The 19,911-nt window shown below is 61.9% G+C and carries 18 protein-coding genes; 13 read left to right on the top strand and 5 right to left on the bottom strand.

The annotated features are described in order from the left end of the window. Positions 1-73: 73 nt before the first annotated feature. Positions 74-1,003 carry a DMT family transporter gene (locus MRY17_RS15535; RefSeq protein ID WP_191951918.1) on the bottom strand — a complete coding sequence of 310 codons (930 nt, stop codon included), beginning with the start codon at positions 1,001-1,003 and terminating at the stop codon, positions 74-76. A 92-nt stretch (positions 1,004-1,095) separates the two neighbouring features. Between MRY17_RS15535 and MRY17_RS15530 the strand changes: the two genes are divergently transcribed. The 13 genes from MRY17_RS15530 to MRY17_RS15470 all read left to right on the top strand — a co-directional run bounded on the left by MRY17_RS15530 (position 1,096) and on the right by MRY17_RS15470 (position 14,915). After that, the gene (locus MRY17_RS15530) at positions 1,096-1,659 is read left to right on the top strand and encodes a helix-turn-helix domain-containing protein (protein WP_191951917.1); all 564 of its coding nucleotides are present in this window, start codon (positions 1,096-1,098) and stop codon (positions 1,657-1,659) included. Between the two features lie 117 nt (positions 1,660-1,776). Next, complete coding sequence (locus MRY17_RS15525) at positions 1,777-2,916, top strand: hypothetical protein (RefSeq protein WP_243352427.1); 1,140 nt, start codon at positions 1,777-1,779, stop codon at positions 2,914-2,916. 115 nt (positions 2,917-3,031) lie between these two features. Further along, the gene (locus MRY17_RS15520) at positions 3,032-4,495 is read left to right on the top strand and encodes a hypothetical protein (protein WP_243352426.1); all 1,464 of its coding nucleotides are present in this window, start codon (positions 3,032-3,034) and stop codon (positions 4,493-4,495) included. A gap of 250 nt (positions 4,496-4,745) precedes the next feature. Further along, a complete protein-coding gene (locus MRY17_RS15515; RefSeq protein WP_243352425.1) occupies positions 4,746-5,942 on the top strand; it encodes an SfnB family sulfur acquisition oxidoreductase in 1,197 nt (398 codons plus the stop codon). Positions 5,943-5,954: 12 nt separating this feature from the next. After that, complete coding sequence (locus tag MRY17_RS15510; protein ID WP_191951913.1) at positions 5,955-6,281, top strand: acyl-CoA dehydrogenase; 327 nt, start codon at positions 5,955-5,957, stop codon at positions 6,279-6,281. Then, on the top strand, positions 6,281-7,714 hold the full coding sequence (locus MRY17_RS15505) for an LLM class flavin-dependent oxidoreductase (RefSeq protein ID WP_243352424.1): 1,434 nt from the start codon (positions 6,281-6,283) through the stop codon (positions 7,712-7,714). The genes MRY17_RS15510 and MRY17_RS15505 overlap by 1 nt, the downstream gene beginning before the upstream one ends. Positions 7,715-7,824: 110 nt before the next feature. Continuing rightward, positions 7,825-8,673: an AMP-binding protein gene (locus MRY17_RS15500; RefSeq protein WP_243352423.1), complete on the top strand. Its 849-nt coding sequence runs from the start codon at positions 7,825-7,827 to the stop codon at positions 8,671-8,673. Beyond that, positions 8,670-9,440, top strand: coding sequence for an ABC transporter ATP-binding protein (locus tag MRY17_RS15495; RefSeq protein ID WP_243352422.1), 771 nt, complete (start codon positions 8,670-8,672; stop codon positions 9,438-9,440). The genes MRY17_RS15500 and MRY17_RS15495 overlap by 4 nt, the downstream gene beginning before the upstream one ends. Further along, positions 9,440-10,321 carry a branched-chain amino acid ABC transporter permease gene (locus MRY17_RS15490; RefSeq protein ID WP_191951909.1) on the top strand — a complete coding sequence of 294 codons (882 nt, stop codon included), beginning with the start codon at positions 9,440-9,442 and terminating at the stop codon, positions 10,319-10,321. Before MRY17_RS15495 ends, MRY17_RS15490 begins: the two co-directional genes overlap by 1 nt. Before the next feature lie 4 nt (positions 10,322-10,325). After that, complete coding sequence (locus tag MRY17_RS15485; RefSeq protein WP_243352421.1) at positions 10,326-11,375, top strand: branched-chain amino acid ABC transporter permease; 1,050 nt, start codon at positions 10,326-10,328, stop codon at positions 11,373-11,375. A gap of 21 nt (positions 11,376-11,396) precedes the next feature. Continuing rightward, on the top strand, positions 11,397-12,737 hold the full coding sequence (locus MRY17_RS15480; protein WP_181284053.1) for an ABC transporter substrate-binding protein: 1,341 nt from the start codon (positions 11,397-11,399) through the stop codon (positions 12,735-12,737). 3 nt (positions 12,738-12,740) lie between these two features. Then, a complete protein-coding gene (locus MRY17_RS15475; protein ID WP_181284052.1) occupies positions 12,741-13,508 on the top strand; it encodes an ABC transporter ATP-binding protein in 768 nt (255 codons plus the stop codon). 12 nt (positions 13,509-13,520) lie between these two features. Then, the gene (locus MRY17_RS15470; RefSeq protein ID WP_243352420.1) at positions 13,521-14,915 is read left to right on the top strand and encodes an FAD/NAD(P)-binding protein; all 1,395 of its coding nucleotides are present in this window, start codon (positions 13,521-13,523) and stop codon (positions 14,913-14,915) included. Positions 14,916-15,088: 173 nt separating this feature from the next. Here the strand turns inward: MRY17_RS15470 and MRY17_RS15465 are convergent, their stop codons facing one another. Genes MRY17_RS15465 through MRY17_RS15450 form a run of 4 tightly spaced genes read right to left on the bottom strand, consistent with a single transcriptional unit; the run spans position 15,089 to position 19,700 of the window. Beyond that, a complete protein-coding gene (locus MRY17_RS15465) occupies positions 15,089-16,336 on the bottom strand; it encodes an efflux RND transporter periplasmic adaptor subunit (protein ID WP_243352419.1) in 1,248 nt (415 codons plus the stop codon). After that, a complete protein-coding gene (locus MRY17_RS15460) occupies positions 16,326-17,804 on the bottom strand; it encodes a TolC family protein (RefSeq protein WP_243352418.1) in 1,479 nt (492 codons plus the stop codon). The genes MRY17_RS15465 and MRY17_RS15460 overlap by 11 nt, the downstream gene beginning before the upstream one ends. Continuing rightward, complete coding sequence (locus MRY17_RS15455; RefSeq protein ID WP_243352417.1) at positions 17,797-18,996, bottom strand: ABC transporter permease; 1,200 nt, start codon at positions 18,994-18,996, stop codon at positions 17,797-17,799. The genes MRY17_RS15460 and MRY17_RS15455 overlap by 8 nt, the downstream gene beginning before the upstream one ends. Next, a complete protein-coding gene (locus MRY17_RS15450; protein WP_181284205.1) occupies positions 18,993-19,700 on the bottom strand; it encodes an ABC transporter ATP-binding protein in 708 nt (235 codons plus the stop codon). Before MRY17_RS15450 ends, MRY17_RS15455 begins: the two co-directional genes overlap by 4 nt. Between the last annotated feature and the right edge of the window lie 211 nt (positions 19,701-19,911).

The following is a 19,911-nucleotide window of genomic DNA, read 5'->3' as shown; positions in this document are numbered from 1 at the left end:
GCTACAAGCCGCAAGCTACAAGCCGAACGCATACCTCTTGCAGCTTGTGGCTTGCAGCTTGCCGCTCAAAGCATCACCCCCGATTTTCCTGCTCGACCGCGTCCTGCACATCGCCAGCTTTTGAGCTGCTCCTCTTCAACTCACTTACAATCACCGCCACCACAATCAACACCGCCCCCAGTATCGCAATCGGCGGGAAGCGCTCCCCGGCAATTCGCCCAACCACGCCGGCCCATACCGGCTCGCCGGCATAGATCAAGGTGGCCCGGGTCGGCGAAACACTCTGCTGCGCCCAGTTCATCGCCACCTGGATCACCGCACTGGTCAACCCCAGGCCCACCGCGCTGAACAGCAGCAGCCACGAAAAGCCCGGCAACGGCTCGCCCATCGGCACCACCATCAGGAACGACAGCAGCGACGCCGTGGCCAGTTGCACCACGGTCACCCGTCGCACATCCACTTGCCCGGCGAAGGCGCTGATCAGAATGATCTCGGCGGCAATCGCCACGGCGCCAATCAGCGTGGCGATTTCACCGGGGCTGAAATTCAGCGACGCACCGGCCGGGCCGGTCAACAGCATCAACCCGGCAAACGCCAGCATGATGCCAATGCTCGGCATCAACCCCGGACGCCGACCCAGCACCAGCCACTGCAATAAAGGCACAAACGGCACATAGAGCGCGGTGATGAATGCCGACTGGCTGCTCAGGATCGTCTGCAGGCCAATGGTCTGCAAGCCGTAGCCGAACATGATCGCCACGCCGATGAACACCCCGGCCTTCAACTCGAACAGGGTCAGGTCGCGCAAGGTTCGCAGGGAAAAGAAGCCGACCACAATGGCCGCAGCCGCAAAGCGCAGGCCCACGAAAAACATCGGCCCGCTGACGCTCATGGCATGATGCACCAGCAGGAAGGTGCCGCCCCAGATCATGGTGATGACCAGCAGGATGCATTCGGCTTTGCTCAAGCGATTGAAACGCGAAGGGGAGTGCTGGGCAGTCATGGCGGCTCGGTCTTGCAAGGGAAAGGCACGGACCGCACAATGCGCCGCACGCTGGGCAGTATACTGCGCACACCCACCCATTGAGCAATATAGTGCACAAAGAAAATCCACACCGGGCCTCGGTCCTGCAACACGTCAGCCAGAACGTTCGGCGTCTGCGCCATGCCGCCGACCTGAGCCAGACCGCGCTTGCGGAAAAATCCGGGGTCAGCCGGCGCATGCTGGTGGCCATCGAGGCCGGCGAAAAGAACGTCAGCCTGTCTACCCTGGACCGTGTGGCCGAAGCGTTGGAGGTGGCGTTCAGCGATCTGATCCAGGCCCCGGATGCCGGCGACCACAGTCGCATCAACGAGTTGGCCTGGGCGGGGGATATCCCCGGCAGCAAAGCCGTGTTGCTGGCCAAGGCCACGGCGCGGCGTGAAGTCGAACTGTGGGAGATGCGCCTGGAGCCAGGTGATCGCTATAGTCCGGAACCGGATCCGGAAGGCTGGAGCGTGCAGGTTTTTGTGTTCGACGGCTGTTTGACTCTGACATTGGAGGGCGCGAAGAAATGCATAGGGGCGGGTGAGTTCTTTATGTTTTCCAGCGATCAAGCCCATGGCTATTGCAATGATGGCGGGGTGGCTGTTCGGTTTGTTCGCAACGTGGTGATTTGAAGCAACACCGAAAGCTCTGGCGCAATCCTCAGAATAGTCATCGCGACGTGTCAGGCAGGCTGCATTATTTTTTCCTGAGTTCTCCAAATGGAGATCATTGGAATAAAGGAGATGCCCATGCCTGTCAGCCCACTCGGTATGACCAGACTGCCTTTGCCGTTAGATATTGATGCATTATTGATTAATACACGCGCCAGCCCAGTTAAGTCCAACAGCGAGTTCCCGCCACGCTGGAGTAGCTGGGAAGCTGAGCATGTGGTTGGCGCAGAGGAGAAGAAACGCTCCACGCTCGCAACGCCTCTACGGTATCGCAAAAGCGGCGAGGATAAAGGCTTCAATCTCCCCCCCGTTGATAGAGCGGCCCTGGCCCGCGGGCCATTGTGCTCAAAAAAATCAGCCGATAAATACAACATGCCTCAAGTAGGGCTCGTTTCCGAAGCCGGCATGGAGACACGCATAGCTCGCTATGCACGCAATCCGGTCCTGCCTGACTTCATATACAATTTCTTAACCGAGGCAAATGACCAGAAGTTCCTCGCCTTGCGCCAACACCCTGAGCAGTTTCCAGCAACGCCCTTCACTTCGCAGGGAGGCATCGTGCTGATGCCGAATACGCGATACATAGAAAAACACCCTGAAATTTTTCCACAGCCGATGGAGTTGAGCGCCCGCACTCGTCATACCGGTGGCTATGCGCTGGTGGGATACTGGATACCGCCTGATATGTTTGAACATCGCCAGGCGTTTCAGGAGGTTTTTAAAAGTCGCGTGAATACCGGCGAGGGTGTGAATGTGCGGGAACGTGTAGGCGAATATGAAAGACGTACAAAACGCACGTTTTTGGTGAACCCCATAGATGTTCAAAAAGAGCACCTCGAACTGCTTAAGTCGTTTAGGGATATGAGCCTGCGTTCCATTGAAGAGGTTTACGGTTATCAACCCGGTAAGGACACCGTGCAGATGTATTTGCACAGCCCGATCTACGGAGACTCAACCGCCGGCCTGCATATTCATGTGCGTGTGAATCAGCGGCTGCCAGCAGGTGAGGCCGACGCCGGCAGCATCGCATTGGACAAAATGATAGACATGCTGGAGGACAAGGAATTTGGCAGCGGCAGTATCAAGAGCCAGGTGTTGGACATGATGCCTAAAACTCGCTCGGGACTATGGGTGTCGTTTAATTCAGCCACGAACAAAAAGCAGTTTGAAGGGATTCCCGTTAGGTATGTTTCCAATCCATGGAAGCAGCCCGGGTAAAGTGCGCATCAGGTAAATAGTTGAATGCTGCGCCGCTTTTTGGGCTGCCCTTCGCCGACCTTGGGTGGGTGAGGCGACCATTAGAGTGTATCTATTACATGCAGAGGTCCTGGCTATGTTGATTTCTTCCGGTTCTCCGGCGTTACCGTCCTATACCTTGTCGGCCGCGCCTTCAAGTATGTCAACAACCCACGTCGACGCAGAGCGATCTCGCGGGGCCGCGCCGAAGGCTCCCGTTAACCTGTCGGGTGGCGTGCCCGTGGAGCGCAGCAGCAATGGTATTTTATTTACGCGTGATGCCCAGTTTATTGAACATAATGATGAATTATATCGCGTAAAAAATCCTTACTACACTAATTACGTCGCCGCCGAAGAGGTGGTGATGGGTAATTTATTTGCGATGACCGGGTTGGGCGCGCCCAAAATGATGTTGTGCAATGGTTGTGAAGGTTTTTTTGACTTTAATAAAACCACCAGGGGCGACTTTTCCGCGAATGCCGATTTGTCAAAATTTTCTTGTGTTGCGTCCAAGGTTGAGCCGAGCTTCAAGGACCTTGGTACTTTCTTGTTAGATACCACTGTGATGCCTGATTTAATTAAAGCAGCAGGTGAAAGATCGCTCGCCGGCGCGCCGGGCACTGAAAAAATCATTGATTCTTATCATGCGCTCGTTCAAAGCTATAAAAATGCGGACAGTCGTCTTGAAGATATTTATCAAGCCTTTCCTGACGGCCAGCATCGGCAGGCGCCAGGTGTACTGGATAAAGTAAAGGCTGAAAACCTGATCAAGTTTTCGGTGCTGGAAAAGCTGAATGACTTGCTGCCGTCGGAGCTTAAGCAGGAACAGCAACAGCACTACTTTGCCTCGCGGTTGATTAATAATTGGGATTACTTGAATTTTTCATTTTGTAATTTTGGTTATTTTCAACCCGACAATGCCAAAGGTCAATATAAGGGCATGACGGTTGATTTTGGTGGGAGTGGGACTCTGGGGTTTGGCGGGCTCTCCAAGGCGGAGAGCTTTGAGCGTGCAACCCAGGGCGCGCGACCGGAAAATCCGTTGCAATCCACCAGCTTGTTTGAGCGAAAGGATTCAACATTTTCCAGCGACTTTCCTCCCTCGCTGACAGGTATCAGCACCATCCCGCGCAGCAGGCCGCTTCTTTCCACCATCAAGGATATGGTCAAGACCGAAAACGATATTTATGAGGCCAAAAATATCCAGACCCACGAAAAGGCGCTTGGGCCTGCTCTTGAAGTGGCCTACAGATTATCGGTATTGCCCGAGCACGCACTCCAGCAGTTTTTTACCGAAAACTGGGTGGCGGGCGGTCAGGACTTCCCGTACCGCGACAAGAGCCCGGAACACAATGTCGACACACAACAAATGACCAACATCATGGCCGACAGGAAGAACGCCTTTATCGATCAATTCGGGCGGCGAAATATTGAACGCTGGGAAGCCAACAACCCTGAGCGCGCAGCACAGGCGAGGGCAGAGGTCGAGCATGCGGTCAATAGCGTGGTCGAGGGCAAGTATGAGGTCAGACCCCTTGGCGGTGGCAGCCAGACGATCTGACGCTGCTGGGTCCAGGCTTCCCGTAAAACGCCGCGCGGATTGTCGTGTTGGTTCTTTGCGGGGAGGCTGATGATCATTTCGACGCAGGACTGTTCAGCTGTTGGTAGTGCAACAGCAAATAGACATTTTGCTGTCTGGTGATAGCGCAAAACAGCGGTTATTTTTATAAACTATTGATTGTTATGGTGATTTAAATACGGCACGACTCCTGCACTGACTCTGTTATTCATTCAGAGCCTGGAGTCGGCCCATGTCAGCTCACCCTCACTACTCAGCCCATATCATCCGCTCGGACGCGGAGGCCATCGAGGTTGCCACACGGCTGGCGGCGCGGTTTGCCGTTGAGGCCAGCGAGCGCGACCGTGAGCGGCGCCTGCCCGTGGCGGAACTCGACGAGTTCTCTGCCAGCGGCCTGTGGGGTATCACCATTCCCAAGGCCTACGGCGGCGCCGAGGTGTCCTATGTGACCGTGGCCGAGGTGATCAAGCTGATTTCCGCCGCCGACCCTTCACTGGGGCAGATTCCGCAGAACCATCTCGGCGTGGTGGATATCCTCCTGCAAACCGCCACCGAAGAGCAGAAGCGCCACTACTTCGGCAAGGTGCTGGCGGGCTATCGCTTCGGCAATGCCTTTTCCGAAGCCAAGAGCAAAAACGCCGGCACTTTCGACACGCAGATTCGCGTCGACGGCGATACGGCCCGCATTGACGGTGAGAAGTTCTACTGCACCGGCGCGCTGTTTGCGCACATCGTGCCGACCGTCGGCAACGACGAGCATGGCCAGGCGCTGATTGCCTTTGTCGAACGCGATGCGTCCGGCCTCACGGTGATCGACAGCTGGGATGGCTTCGGCCAGCGCACCACCGCCAGCGGTGGGGTAACCCTCGACGCTGTGAGCGTGCCTTCGAGTGCGGTCATCCCCGCATACCTGGCGTTTGACCAACCCACCGCCAACGGCCCGATCTCGCAGATTATCCAGGCGGCAGTCGATACCGGCATCGCGCTGGGGGCGCTGGAGCAGGCGAAAATTCACGCCCGCCAGGCACGACCCTGGATCGACAGCCAGCAGGACCACGGCTGGCAAGACCCGTTCACCCTTGCCGCCATCGGCGACCTGGCGTGGCGCGTGCACGGCACCGAAGCGATGCTCGCCAAGGCGGGCAGGGCGGTCGACCTCGCTCTCGCCGAACCGAATGAAGACACTGTCGCCAATGCCTCGCTGATCGTCGCCCAGGCCAAGGTGCTGTCCGCCGAAACGGCCTTGCTCGCCAGCAGCAAACTCTTCGAGCTGGCCGGCACTCGCTCGGTCACCGGCAAGCACAACCTCGATCGTTTCTGGCGTAACGCCCGCACCCACACCTTGCACGACCCGGCGCGCTGGAAATACCACTTGATCGGCAACTTTGTGCTCAACGGCGTGAAGCCTGCACGCCACGCCTGGAACTGAGGAACCTCACCCATGACTGCACTGAACCATGCGCGCCAACTGCTCGAGACCACCCGCCGCTTTGTCGAGCGCAGCGACGACCCTTACGTGATCAGTCGCTTTGGCGACTTGCAGATTCGTGTCGACGTGGCTGCGGCCCTGTTCGAGCGCGCCGAAACCGACCCGAGCCCGGTGGCTGTCACCGAGGCACAGATCGCGGCCGCCGAAGCCCTTATCGCCGCCAGCAATGCGGAGTTCGAATTGACCGGCCACCGCACCGCGCTGCCGTCGCCGCTCGATGACCCGCTGCGCGTGAAATACCGGATCGTCGGCAACTACCACCTCAACGGAGTGCTTTGATGTCTCGCGAAATTCGCCTGAATGCCTTCGACATGAACTGTGTCGGCCACCAGTCGCCCGGTTTGTGGGCGCACCCCCGCGACCGTTCCTGGCAATACAAGGACCTGGAATACTGGACGGACCTGGCGAAAATCCTCGAACGCGGCAAATTCGACGGGCTGTTCATCGCCGACGTGCTCGGCATCTACGACGTCTACAACGGCAACGGCGACGCGGCGATCCGCCAGGCGACGCAAGTGCCGGTCAATGATCCGCTGTCGCTGATCGCCCCCATGGCCCTGGTCACCGAACATCTGGGGTTCGGCCTGACTGCCTCGCTGTCCTTCGAACATCCGTACCCGTTTGCGCGCAGGCTCTCTACCCTCGATCACCTGACCAAAGGCCGCGTCGGTTGGAACATTGTCACCTCCTACCTGGAAAGCGGTGCCAGGAATCTCGGCCAGAAAGCCCAGACTGAGCACGACGCGCGCTACGACTATGCCGAGGAATACCTGCAGGTTTGCTACAAACTCTGGGAAGGCAGCTGGGAGGAGGGGGCGGTGCTGCGCGACCGTGATCGACGGATTTTCAGCGACCCGAGCAAAATCCACGAGATTGGCCATGTGGGCAAACACTTCCAGGTGCCCGGCATCCACCTGTGCGAACCCTCGCCGCAGCGCACACCGGTGCTGTACCAGGCCGGCGCATCGAGCCGGGGCAAACAGTTCGCCGCCGAACAGGCCGAGTGCGTGTTCGTGGCCGCGCCGTCCAAGGTGCTGCTGAAAAAGACCGTCGCCGATATTCGCCGGCGTGCGGCCGAGGCGGGGCGTGATCCGCGCAAAATCCTGATCTTCAACCTGCAGACGGTGATCGTCGGCGAGACCGACGCGCAGGCCAAGGCCAAGTTCGATGACTACACGTCCTATGTCAGCTACGAAGGCGCGATGGCGCTGATCTCCGGCTGGACCGGCATCGATTTCAGCCAGTTCAAACCCGACGAGCCACTCAAGCATGTGCACACCAACGCCATCCAGTCGGCGGTGGAAGCCTTTTCCACGGCGGATCCAGACAAGGTCTGGACGCCGAATGAACTGGCCAACTGGGTCGGCATCGGCGGCTTTGGCCCGCTGTTTGTCGGCGGTCCGCAGACGGTGGCGGACCTGCTGCAGGAATGGGTGGAGGAGACCGATGTGGACGGCTTCAACCTGGCCTATGCGCTGACCCACGAAACCTTTGTCGACGCCGTGGAATTGCTGGTGCCGGAGCTGCAGAAGCGCGGCGTGTACAAGACCGAATACGCCCAGGGCACGTTGCGCGAAAAGTTGTTTGGCGAGGGGCCGAGGCTGGGCGCCAATCACCCCGGCGCCAGCTACCGCGACCTGTCTGGCTCACACAAAACCCCTGTGGGAGGGGGCTTGCCCCCGATAGCGGCAGGCCAGGCAAAGGTGTCCTAACTGACCCACCGCCATCGGGGGCAAGCCCCCTCCCACATTTGTCCTGTGTCGTTTGAATATTTCAGCCAGCGGACCACCGCACGCTCAAACATCCAATAGGAGTCATCCCTATGAGCGTGCCCGAACCCAAAGCCGCCCTTGAACGCCTGCACCACTGGGCACAACTCACACCCTTGCACGTTGCCCTGCGTCACAAACGCCAGGGCCAATGGCATGCGTGGCGCTGGATCGACGTGCTGCGTGACGTCGGACGCCTGGCTGACGGCTTGCGCCAGCAGGGCTTCAGCGAACAGTCGCGGCTGGCGCTCATCGGCGCATTTGAGCCGAACCTGCTGTTGCTGGCGCTGGCCGCCCAATCCGTGGGCGGGCAGGTCCTGACGCTGGCCGATGATCTGGAGCCGCAAGCCCTGGAGCAACAGCTCTGGCGCCTGCATCCCAGTCACGCCTGCGTTCAAGGACGCCAACCCGATTGGACATTTACCCAGCGCCTGGACTTCGCTCAACTGCTCGGCCCGGTCGACCCGGTGCAACGCCTGCAACGCTGGTGGCAACCCGGCGCAGAAACGGTGTTGTGGAGCGAGGAGGGTACGCACTGGCGAGGCGGTCTTGCCGTGGTGCTGGAGCAGTGGCTCGACAGCGGCCACGGCCTGGCGTTTCCGGAGACACAGGCGTCGGCGCGACGCGATCGCAGCGAAGTCGCCCCGACCGGCCTGCTGCTGTCACCCGAACGTTTGCAGCACCTGGCCGATGAGATCGAAAGCCGCCTCGCCGCCCACGGTACCTGGCGTCGACGTCTGTGTGACTGGGCCATCGCCCATCCGCACAGCGGCCTGCGCCGGTTGCTGAAAAACCGGGTGCGCAAGCTGCTCGGTTTCCAGCGCCTGGGCTATATCTGGCAACCGCTTAAAACCACTGCCGAGCCAATCTGGCTGGCCGAATTCAAACGGGACATTGCATGAGCCAGACCATTCTCCAGGTGCGCGATATTTCGCTGTCGTTCAAAGGCGTCAAGGCGATCAATGCGTTGTCTTTCGAGGTGCGGCGCGGCGAGATCTGCGCGCTGATCGGACCCAACGGCGCAGGCAAGAGCTCGTTGCTCAATGTGCTCAACGGTGTGTATCGCTTCGATGCCGGTGAAATCGTGTTCGAGGCGCAACACTTGCACCGCATCGATCCGCTGGGCGCCGCCCGCCGAGGCATCGGCCGTACGTTCCAGAACAATGCGCTGTTCAAGAAAATGAGCGTGCTCGACAACATCCTTACCGGCCTGTCGAGGCATACGCGTTCCAGCTTGATCGAGCAGGCCCTCGGCCTGCCGCGTGCGCGGCGTGAAGCCGAGGCGTTTCGCCTGCGCGGGCAGGGCATCCTTGAATTTCTTGAGCTGCAAGCCCATCGCGAGGTGCCGGTGGGCAACCTGTCCTACGGCCTGCAAAAGCGCGTGGAGTTGGGCCGCGCGCTGATCGCCGGGCCCAGCCTGTTGCTGCTCGACGAACCCATGGCCGGCATGAACGCGCAAGAGAAACAGGACATGGCGCGCTTCGTCGCCGACGTTAATCGCGATCTGGGCACCACCGTGGTGTTGATCGAGCACGACATGGGCGTGGTCATGGGCCTGTCCGACCACGTGGTGGTGCTCGACTACGGGCGCAAAGTCGGCGACGGCACGCCGGCCCAGGTGCAGGCCAACCCCGACGTGATCGCGGCCTATCTGGGGGCGGTGCACTGATGATCTTTTTCTTCGAAACCCTGCTCGGCGGTTTGCTCGCCGGCACCCTGTACTCGTTGGTCGCCATCGGCTTCGTGCTGATCTACAAGGCCAGCGGCGTGTTCAATTTCGCCCAGGGCGCGATGCTGCTGTTTGCCGCGCTGACCTTCGTCAGTCTGCACGACCAGGGCGTGCCGTTTGCCTTGGCGCTGCTGCTGACGGTAGTGGTGATGATCGTCGGCGCCTTGCTCATCGAGCGGCTGGTCTTGCGCCCGCTGGTGAACCGTTCGCAGATCACCCTGTTCATGGCCACGCTGGGCCTGTCGTTCATCATCGAAGGCCTGGCCCAGGGCCTGATGGGCTCGCAGGTACGCGCGCTGGACCTGGGCATCGATGACGTGCCGCTGTTTGTCGGCCCGCTGATGCTCAGCCAGTTCGACCTGATCGCCGCGGCGGCTGCCGTAGTGCTGGTGACCGTCCTCGCGCTGCTGTTCAACAAGACCCGCATCGGCATATCCCTGCGCGCGGTGGCGGATGACACCACGGCGGCGCTGTCCATCGGCATCAACCTCAATCGGATCTGGCAGATCGTCTGGGCGGCGGCCGGCATCGTCGGGCTGGTCGCGGGGCTGCTGTGGGGCGCGCGCCAGGGGGTGCAGTTCTCGTTGTCGCTGGTGGTGCTCAAGGCCTTGCCGGTGTTGATCATCGGTGGCTTTACCTCGATTGGCGGGGCGATTGCCGGCGGGTTGATCGTCGGCGCCGCCGAGAACCTCGCCGAGGTGTATCTCGGCCCGTTGATCGGCGGCGGTATCACGCCATGGTTCGCCTATGTATTGGCGTTGGCCTTCCTGTATATCCGTCCCGCCGGCCTGTTCGGCGAGCGGGCCATCGAGCGAGTCTGAAAGCATGTCGATTCCCGTCGTTCAAGAAACCGCGCCGCTCGTGCTGATGCAACGCCGCGTTCCCTGGAGCCTGCTCGGTCTGCTGGCGCTGGCCTTTGTCGTGGTGCCGCTGTGGGGCAACGACTATTGGCTCAACGCGATCCTGATCCCCTTTCTGGTGCTGTCCCTGGCCGGGCTGGGCTTGAACCTGCTGACCGGCTACACGGGGCAAACGTCGGTGGGCGCGGCGGGCTTCATGGCGGTAGGCGCGTTCGCCACCTACGGGTTTTTGCTGCGCCTGCCCGAGCTGGGCCTGCCGGTGGCGCTGCTGGGCGGCGGGGTGATCAGCGCGCTGGTGGGGCTGCTGTTCGGCCTGCCCAGCTCGCGGATCAAGGGTTTTTACCTGATGGTCACCACGCTGGCTGCGCAGTTCTTCCTGGAATGGCTGTTCGTCAAATTCCCCTGGTTCTACAACTATGGTTCGTCCGGCACTATTTCCGCGCCGACGCTGGCGCTGTTCGGTCATGACCTCAACACGCCGTTGAGCCGCTACTGGCTGACCCTGGTCACGGTGCTGCTGCTGACCTGGACCGCCGTCAACCTGGTGCGCAGCCAGGTCGGGCGCAACTGGATGGCGATCCGCGACATGGACACCGCCGCCGCCGTGGTCGGCATCCCGGTGGTGCGCTACAAGCGCCTGGCGTTCGCGGTCAGCTCGTTCTACTTAGGGATTGCCGGTGCGCTGTGGGCGTTCGCCTACCTGGGCACGGCCAGCGCCAGCAGCTTCGATATCAACCGCTCGTTCCAGATCCTGTTCATCATCATTATCGGCGGCATGGGCAGCATTGCCGGCAACTTTGTCGGTGCGGCCTTCATCAGCCTGCTGCCGATCCTGCTCAGCCACGCCGGGCAGGCGCTGTTCGGCGGCTCGGTCGATGCGGGGCAGTTGCAGAACCTGCAGAAAATCATTTTTGGCGTGTTGATCATCGTGTTCCTGATCAAGGAACCCGAGGGCCTGATTCGCCTGTTGCACACCCTGCGTGACCGTCTGCGGCAGTGGCCGCTGCGTTTCTAACCTTCCTTCAAGAGAACTTCCATGCGTGCATCCTTGAAACGTTCCCTGCTCGGCACCGCGTTTGCGCTGGCGACTTTGGCCGGTGCTGTGCCCCAGGCCGTGGCTTCGCCTGACCAGCAATTCATTCCCCTGGCGACCTACCGTGTCGGCGCCTATGCCTCCAGCGGCGTGCAGGTGTGGGCCGGGATGATCGATTACCTGCGCTATATCAATGAAGTGGAGGGCGGCATCAACGGCGTGAAGCTGGTGTGGCAGGAGTGCGAGACCGAATGGACGGCGGAGAAGGGCATCGAATGCTACGAGCGTTTCAAAAATGGCCTGGATGGCGCGCCGGTTGCGGTGTACCAGCCCAACGGCGCGCCGGCCGCCTACGCGCTCAGTGAACGGGCGGAAGTGGACAAGATCCCGCTGATCACCCTGGGTTACGGTCGCACCGAAGCCACCGACGGCACGGTGTTTCCCTACAACTTCCCGGTGATGCTGACCTTCTACAGCGAGGCCTCGACCCTGGTGAACTACATCGCCGAGCGCGAAGGCGGCTTCGACAAACTCAAGGGCAAGAAAATCGCCACGGTCTATCACGACTCGGCCTACGGGCGCGAAACCCTCGGCCCGTTGAAATTGCTGGCCGACAAGTATGGCTTCGAGAATATCCAGATCCCGGTGGCCGACCCCGGCAACGAGCAGTCGGCGCAATGGCGCCAGGTTCGCCAGGCCAATCCGGACTGGGTGTTCCTGCGCACCTGGGGCGTGTCCACCCCGGTGGCGGTGAAGACGGCGGCGCGCTTCGGCTTCCCGGTGGACCATATCATCGGGGATATCTGGGCCAGCTCCAGCGAAGACGTGCTCCCGGCCGGTGCCGCCGCCAAAGGTTATCTGGCGCTCACGCCGTACCCGGCAGGCAGCAACTTCGAGATCCACAAGCGCCTCAGGCAAGCGATCCTCGACAAGGGCCACAGCGACCTCAAGGACCTGAAAAACTTCGGCAGCGTCTATTACAACTCGGGCCTGGTGAATGCCGCCGTGGCCGTGGAGGCGATTCGCACGGCCCAGGCCAAATTCGGCAAGCGCCCGCTCAATGGCGAAGAGGGCCGCTGGGGCCTCGAACACCTGAACATCGACGATGCGCGCCTTAAGGACATGGGCTACCTGGGCCTGATGCAAAACCTCAAGCTGTCGTGCCGCGATCATGAAGGTGGCGGTTCGGCGCGGGTGCAGCAGTGGGACGGTGCCAACTGGACACTGATCAGCGACTGGATCGCCGCCGACCGTGCGTTGTTGCGTCCGCTGATCGATGAAAAGTCCGCGGCGTTCGCCAAGGAAAAGCACCTGACGCCGCGCACCTGCAGCGGGGATGAATAAACCATGAGCCAGCCTGCCACTGAGCCAGGCCGCTCGGCGTTGCTGACGGTCGACGATATCGAAGTGATCTATGACGGGGCGATCCTGGCGGTGGCCGGGGTATCGCTGAGTGTGCCCAAGGGCGCCATCGTTGCGTTGCTCGGTGCCAATGGCGCGGGCAAAAGCACCACCCTCAAGGCCATTTCCGGGCTGGTGCGAGCCGAGCGCGCCGACGTCAGCCGTGGCCGGATCGACTACGCAGGCTCGAACCTGGCGGGCGTAGAACCCAGCCAACGGGTACGCCAGGGCATGGTGCATGTGCTCGAAGGCCGGCATGTGTTCGGCCAGCTCACGGTGGAAGACAACCTGCGCAGCGGCGGCTTTGTACGGCGTCTGAGCCGCAGGGAACTGGCTGAGGATCTGGAGCGCATCTACACCTGGTTCCCCAGGCTCAAGACCAAGCGCCACACCCGCGCCGGCCTGACCTCCGGTGGCGAGCAGCAAATGGTCGCCATTGGCCGGGCGTTGATGACCCGTCCGGCCCTGGTGCTGCTCGACGAGCCGTCGATGGGCCTGGCGCCGATGATCGTGCAGGAGATTTTCGCGATCATCGCGCAGCTCAACCGCGAGCAACAGGTGAGCTTTTTGATCGCCGAGCAGAATATCAATGTCGCACTCACCTATGCGTCCCGGGGCTACGTGCTGGATACTGGGCGGGTGGTGTTGAGTGGCAGTGCCGCCGAGTTGTTGGGTCGGGGTGATTTGCATGACTTTTATCTGGGCAAACAGTAAGGGCGAACCTGCATGAGTGAATCGATCCGCAACGCCGATGTACTGATCATCGGCGGCGGCCTGAGCGGCACGATGCTGGCGGTGCAACTGCTGCGCCTGCCGGGCCGGCGGCGCCTGCTGGTGATCGAACCGCGTGCGCAACTGGGCCGGGGCGAGGCCTACAGTGCGGTCGAACTGGGCCACACCCTGAACGGCAATGCGGCGCGCATGAGTGTCGATCCGGACAACGCCGATGACCTGACCCAGTGGCTTACCGACTACATCGGCGCCGGCGGGTGGCCGGAGTCGGCGCAACAGCCTGTGCCCATCAGTGAACTGTTCCCGCCACGGGGCATTTTTGGCCTATATGCGCAGCAGCGCTTGGCGCAGGCCAAAGCACTGTCCGCATCCACCGTCGAGCATATCCGGGCGGAAGCGGTCGATGTGCAAGTCGACGCGACCGGCACCCTGTTGACCCTGGATAACGGCGAGCGCCTGCGTGGCGCCTTTGCCGTATTGGCCACCGGCATGTTCCCGGCGGCGCGCACGCCGCTGACCGAATCCAGCGGCTTGAACGCGGCGGCGGTGGATCCGTGGGATGTACAGGCCATGACCCGTCTTGAGCCCCACTCGAGCGTGCTGATCATCGGCTCCGGGCTGACCATGGTGGATGCCGTGGTCTCCCTGGAACAAGCCGGGCATCGTGGGCCGATCGAGGTGTTCTCGCGCCATGGCCTGTTGCCCCATGTGCGCCGCCAGCCGCCGGGCTGGGACGACTTTCTCGGCGCCGACCACACGCTGCGCAGCCCTCGGCAACTGTTGCGTGAAGTGCGGCGCCAATGCCGCATTGCGCTCGACCAGGGCGTGGATTGGCAGGCGCCGCTGGACACCGTTCGGGTGCATATCGCCCGGTTGTGGAGCCAGGCGAGCGAGGGTCAGAAACGTCAGTTCGTGCGGCACGTGCGGCCGTGGTGGGAAAGCCATCACCACCGTTCGCCGCCGTTGAGTGCGCAACTGGTTGAAAGGTTGCACGCAGAGGGGCGGTTGCGGATTCACGCTGCGTCGTTCAAGGGGCTGGTGCCTGCGGCCAGCGGCGTGACCATTGGCGTGCGCCATCGCGGCGAGCAGACCCTCACCCACGTATCCGGCGCGGCGCTGATCAACTCCAGCGGCATCGAATACGACTGGCGCCGCGTGGCCCGGCCGTTGCCGCAGCAATTGCTCAAGCGCGGGTTGATCCAGCCTGGGCCATTGGCGCTGGGGATTGCGGCGGACACTTCTGGCGCGGTGCTGGACGCCCAGGGCCAGGTGAGTGGGCGGCTGTTCGCCATGGGCCCGCCGCTGCGCGGGATGTGGTGGGAGAGTACGGCGGTGACGGATGTGGCGATCCAGGCCAAGGCACTGGCCGCCAAACTCACACAAATTTAAATGTGTGAGGGGGGCAGGCTCTGATGCCCGTGTAGGAGCGAGCTTGCTCGCGAAAAACATCAACGATAACGCGTGCTTCCTGAATGAACGCGGTGCCTGTGAGTTTTTCGCGAGCAAGCTCGCTCCTACAGACTGGCATCAGGGCAAGCCCCCTCCCACATTTGGATCTGCATTTACTTTGAGATTTTCACCAGTCCAGGCTTGAGGCCAAACACTTCAACGCCCTGGGGCGTCGATTGCCCGGTCGTCACCTTCACTTTTTCCACCGGCTGGTCGATCGCCGCGCGGTACTCGACGGTGTTGTCCGCCTGGATCGCCTCGCTCGGCACCACAATCGCCTGCGCATTGTTATAGGTGACAATGGTCAACCGCGCGCTCATTCCCAGGCGCACTTGCTGCAATTGCTGCGGCGTGAGGCTGGGGATCGACAACGTTACCGGAAACTGCGCGCTGCCCTGGCTGTCATTGGCGATCGCCAGGCCGCTGACCACGCTCACCGAACCCGTCAGCCGCTCACCGTCAAAACCATCCCCCATGACTTCCACCGCCTGGCCCTGATGCAGTTGATTGATGTCCAGTTCGGAGACCTTGGCGACGATTTTCAAGCGTTCGATATTGGCCAGGCCAAACAACACCTGGCCTTGGCTGACCTTGCTGCCGGCTTGTACCGGTGCGTTGTTGCTGGCGCCGCTTGGGGAGGCCGTGCTGTTGCCGGGTGCGGGCACGACGATGCCGGAGAAGGGCGCCTTGACCTCCTTGCCCTCGAGCAGCTTGTGCAGGGCGTCGTATTTGACCGTGGCGTTGGTCAGCTCCATATCGGCGATCTGCCGGTATTCGCCCTTGCCCTGTTCCAGCGCCTGTTGCAGTTCACTGCGCGCCGCTGCCAGGTCCAGTTGCTGCTGCTGGGTCTGTTGCTTGAGGTCGTCGAGTTCGTTGCGCGGAATGATGCCGCGCTTGAACAGGTTTTCGCTTTCGGTGAGCTTGCGCCGGGTGTTGCCGGCGTTCATTTCTGCGGTGCGCAGGCTGCGCCGGGCGCGGCTGACGGCGGCGCTGCTGTCCCAGTCCTGCATTTCCTGCACGGTGCGCCGCGCCTTGAGCTGGGCCGAGAGGGCGTCGCGCAGTTGCACTTCGAGGGTGGCCGGGTCCATGCGTAACAGCACCTGGCCAGCCTCGACGCGCTGGCCTTGCTCGACCAGGTTGGCCAGTACATTGCCGTCGAACGGTGCCGTGAGGGTGACGGTGGTGTCAGGCTCGATCTTGCCCACCAGGCCGATCTGATGCACCAGCGCGTCGGGCTTCACCTCGAGCCACTGTTCACCGGCGGCGGCCGGACTTTCGGCCGGGGGTCGCAGGGCCAGCCCGACGCCTGCCACCAGCAGGATCAATACCGCGCCCAGCAGGCGTTTGCGATTAGTAGTCATTGAGGGCGATTTCCCAACTTTCCAGGGTCATGCCCAGCGTCAAGTCAAGCTGGGTCTGAGCGTTCAAATAAGCGATCAGCGCGTTGAGCCGCGCGTTTTCGGCGTTGCGCAGGTCAGTTTCGAAACTCAACACCTGGAAGTTGGTGGAGCGCCCGGCGCTGAGTTTTTCCCGTTCAATCTCGATCTTGCGCCGCGACAGATCCACGGCGCGCTGGGCGATCTCGTACTGGCGCCAGCGGGTGCCGAGGTCGCGCACCACATCGTTGACGGCGCGCTCGAGTTCCTGGCGGGCGTCGGTGATACGGATTTCCTGGTCCTCGACATCCACCCGGGCCCTGACTTCGGCCTGGCGCGTGCTGATATCGCCGATGGGAATCTGCACCTGCACGCCGGCATAGCTGTCCCAGTTGCGGTTATGGGTGCGGCCGTTGTCGCTGTCGTTGGCGTCGCGCACCTGGTTCGCGCCTGCCACCAGGTCCACTTGCCAGCGTCCCGAATCCTTGGCGATCACCAGATTGAGGTCGGCCCGCTGGCTGCCGAGCAGGGCGGCGAGGTATTCCGGTTGCTGGGTTTGCGCGAGGTTGAACGCCTGGCGCTTGTCGATTTCCATGGGCCGGGCTTCCAGGGCTTCGGTGGCGCGAATCGGTGTGGACAGGTCCAGGGCCAGCAGGCGCAGCAGGGCCAGGCGACTGGTATCGAGCTGGTTCTGCGCTTCCTCCACGCCCAATTGCTGGGTGGCGATGTCGGCTTCGGTCTGCACGATCTCGAATTCGGCCATGCGCCCGGCACTGATCAACGCCTTGTTCACCTCCAGCAAGGTATTGGAGCGCTTGAGCGCGTCCTGCACGATCACCTGCTGCTCCTGGGCCCGCAGCAACTCGCGGTAGGTGGCGATGATCTGGCTGATGGTTTGTGCCACGGTGGCCTTGAGGTTGAGACGGTTGGCCTGTTCCGCCAGGCGCGACAGGCGCAGCGGTGCGGTGGTGGCGTCCCAGCCGGCGCCACGCATCAGTGGCTGGATGATGGCCAGGTCCAGGCCGTCGCTGCGATACCGGCCGGCACGGTCGGCGTTGTTCAATTGCTGGGTCCAGGCCATGCTCAGGCGGGTACCGTATTCGCCGAGCAGGCTGGTGGACGGCGCCAGGTTGGCGTTGCGTGCGTTGTCCTGGGAACCGCGTGTGCCGCGGTAATAACTGTTGAGGGTGAGCTTGGGGTTGAACACGTCTTCGGCGACCCGCAGGTCGAACTTCTGCGCCACCCGCTGCAGGTAGGCGCTGCGGATCGCCGGGTTGTTGCGCAGGCCCAGGTACACGGCGTCGCCCAGGGTCAGGGTGGTCACCTGGGCGTTCAGCGAGACGCCGCGATCATAGCCGCTGCGGGTGGTGCTGGGCGCCGAGGGTTTGATCACCACTTCGGCGGGCATGGTGGGCAAGCTGATCAGTGCCAGCAGCAGTAACCATTTACTCATCGCGCAAGGCCTCCACCGGCTGCAGGCGTGAGGCCGAGACCGCCGGGTAGATGCCAAAGAACAACCCCACCAGCAATGTGCTGCCCACGCCCAGGGGCAGGGCGGCCACCGCCAGGGAAAATACCCAGCCCGACAGCCAGGCGTAGAACCAGGCGGCGGTCATGCCGAGCACCGCGCCGCACAGCGCGCCGACGGCGGTCAAGGTGACGGCCTCAAGCAGGAAGAGGTTGCGGATATCCCGTTGCCGAGCGCCCAGGGCCATGCGAATGCCGATCTCGCGACGGCGCTCGGACACGTTCATCAGCATCACATTCATCACCCCGACACCGCCGCCCACCAGGGAGATCGCGCCGAGGGCCAGCAGCAGGTACGCGAAGGTGCGGCTTTGGCGGGTCATGCCATCGATCATTTGCTGGGGCACCGTGATGTCGACGTTGTGCTCGGTCAGTTGCGGTTGCAACGCGGCGGCGGCGTCCCGTGCCACACGTTCCATGTCCTGCCCTGGCTGGGCACGGATGATCACGTTGTTGATCTGCGGGTTGGCAAAGATACGCCGCATGCCCTCGGCTGGAAGGAACAGCGATTCATTGGCTTGCACCGGCATCAGCATCGCCCGTGGCTGGTTGTGCAGGATGCCGATGATCAGAAACAGGTAGTCGTTGATGCGCACGCGCTCACCCGGTTTGAGCGGTTCACCGGGTGCGCCGAGGGCCTGGGCGACCTGGTCGCCGATCACGGCATAGGTCTGGCTGGCATCGAAGGCCGACAGGAAACGCCCCTCACGCACCGCCAGGCGCATGGCGGCCTGCACGTCCGGGGTGCTGCCGACGAAGTTGGCATTGGCGGTGCGGCCATGGAGCACGATGGGCCCGCTGAACAGGCTGAGCGCGCCGATGTGCGCAATGCCCGGTACGGCCTGACGCACCGCGTCCAGGTCGAGCCGGGTGCGCATCGGCACGTTGCCGCTGCCTTTGGGCGGGAACTGGACGACCAGGGTATCGGTGCCCATGTCCTTGAAAATCATCGCGGCATCCACCGCCGCGTTGTGGCCGATATTGATCAACGCCACCACCGACGAACTGCCGATCACGATACCCAGCAGCGCCAGCACCGAGCGTTTGCCCAGGGTGCGCAGGCTGATGAACGCTTCATGCAGCAGTTGGCTCAGACTCTGTTCGAACCGCAGGCTCATAGGCGCTCGGCCTCGTGCACCACGCCGCTGCGCACCAGGATCTTGCGCTCCAGCCGCTCGGCGATATGCGCATCGTGGGTGACGATGATCAGCGTCACCTGCTGTTCGCGGTTGAGCGCCAGAAGCAGGTCCATGATGTCCTGGGCGGTGCTGCTGTCGAGGTTGCCGGTGGGTTCGTCGGCGAGGATCACCGAGGGCTTGCCGACCAGCGCGCGGGCGATGGCGACGCGCTGGCGTTGACCACCGGAAAGGTCGGCCGGGCGGTGGTGGGCACGCTCGGCCAGGCCGACCTGTTCAAGCATGCGCAAGGCCTGCTCGACCGATTCATGGCGGGATATGCCGCGATAACTCAGAGGCAGCGCGACGTTGTCGAGGGCGCTCAGACGCGGCAGCAGGTTGAAGCTCTGGAACACGAAACCGATCTGCTGGTTGCGGATCGCCGCCAGTTCATCGGGGCTGCTGTTGAAAATATCGTGACCGGCGAAGCGGTACTGGCCGCAGTTGGGCAGATCCAACAGGCCGAGGATATTGAGCAGGGTGCTTTTGCCGGAGCCGGACGCGCCGAGGATGCCGCAGCTGTCACCGCTGGCGATGGACAGGCACACGTCATTGAGAATGGGCAGGTGTTGCCCGGCAAGCTGATAGCTTTTGCCGATGCCCTGCAAGGAAATCAAGTGGGGGTGCGCGGGGGGCTCTGTGATCATGACTACCCTGGCGTCTCAACGGTGCGGCGCTGTCCCGTAAATCTTTGTAACAAGTTGGGAAGCTGCCGGTGCCCGTCAGGAACTCATTAATTTCTTGTTTTTAAAAAGTTGTTTGAATACTAACCGCGTTCATTCCGCTTCGCCAGCGGCGGATTTAGAGCGGTTTGATGCATGGAAACGAGGTCTTCAAGCGCATTGCGCAACGGGTAAA

Source organism: Pseudomonas orientalis, from assembly GCF_022807995.1.
Lineage (GTDB): Bacteria > Pseudomonadota > Gammaproteobacteria > Pseudomonadales > Pseudomonadaceae > Aquipseudomonas > Aquipseudomonas orientalis_B.
Note: the sequence above shows the minus strand (reverse complement) of the source record. Positions and strands in the feature narration are given on the sequence as shown.

What these genes read in the sequence shown, in the direction of transcription:
- MRY17_RS15525 (WP_243352427.1), top strand. Translation starts at nt 1,777, where the DNA reads ATGCCTGTCAGCCCACTCGGTATGACCAGACTGCCTTTGCCGTTAGAT.
- MRY17_RS15455 (WP_243352417.1), bottom strand. Translation starts at nt 18,996, where the DNA reads ATGAGCCTGCGGTTCGAACAGAGTCTGAGCCAACTGCTGCATGAAGCG.
- MRY17_RS15460 (WP_243352418.1), bottom strand. Translation starts at nt 17,804, where the DNA reads ATGAGTAAATGGTTACTGCTGCTGGCACTGATCAGCTTGCCCACCATG.
- MRY17_RS15505 (WP_243352424.1), top strand. Translation starts at nt 6,281, where the DNA reads ATGTCTCGCGAAATTCGCCTGAATGCCTTCGACATGAACTGTGTCGGC.
- MRY17_RS15465 (WP_243352419.1), bottom strand. Translation starts at nt 16,336, where the DNA reads ATGACTACTAATCGCAAACGCCTGCTGGGCGCGGTATTGATCCTGCTG.
- MRY17_RS15470 (WP_243352420.1), top strand. Translation starts at nt 13,521, where the DNA reads ATGAGTGAATCGATCCGCAACGCCGATGTACTGATCATCGGCGGCGGC.
- MRY17_RS15510 (WP_191951913.1), top strand. Translation starts at nt 5,955, where the DNA reads ATGACTGCACTGAACCATGCGCGCCAACTGCTCGAGACCACCCGCCGC.
- MRY17_RS15495 (WP_243352422.1), top strand. Translation starts at nt 8,670, where the DNA reads ATGAGCCAGACCATTCTCCAGGTGCGCGATATTTCGCTGTCGTTCAAA.
- MRY17_RS15485 (WP_243352421.1), top strand. Translation starts at nt 10,326, where the DNA reads ATGTCGATTCCCGTCGTTCAAGAAACCGCGCCGCTCGTGCTGATGCAA.
- MRY17_RS15480 (WP_181284053.1), top strand. Translation starts at nt 11,397, where the DNA reads ATGCGTGCATCCTTGAAACGTTCCCTGCTCGGCACCGCGTTTGCGCTG.
- MRY17_RS15490 (WP_191951909.1), top strand. Translation starts at nt 9,440, where the DNA reads ATGATCTTTTTCTTCGAAACCCTGCTCGGCGGTTTGCTCGCCGGCACC.
- MRY17_RS15535 (WP_191951918.1), bottom strand. Translation starts at nt 1,003, where the DNA reads ATGACTGCCCAGCACTCCCCTTCGCGTTTCAATCGCTTGAGCAAAGCC.
- MRY17_RS15450 (WP_181284205.1), bottom strand. Translation starts at nt 19,700, where the DNA reads ATGATCACAGAGCCCCCCGCGCACCCCCACTTGATTTCCTTGCAGGGC.
- MRY17_RS15500 (WP_243352423.1), top strand. Translation starts at nt 7,825, where the DNA reads ATGAGCGTGCCCGAACCCAAAGCCGCCCTTGAACGCCTGCACCACTGG.
- MRY17_RS15520 (WP_243352426.1), top strand. Translation starts at nt 3,032, where the DNA reads ATGTTGATTTCTTCCGGTTCTCCGGCGTTACCGTCCTATACCTTGTCG.
- MRY17_RS15475 (WP_181284052.1), top strand. Translation starts at nt 12,741, where the DNA reads ATGAGCCAGCCTGCCACTGAGCCAGGCCGCTCGGCGTTGCTGACGGTC.
- MRY17_RS15515 (WP_243352425.1), top strand. Translation starts at nt 4,746, where the DNA reads ATGTCAGCTCACCCTCACTACTCAGCCCATATCATCCGCTCGGACGCG.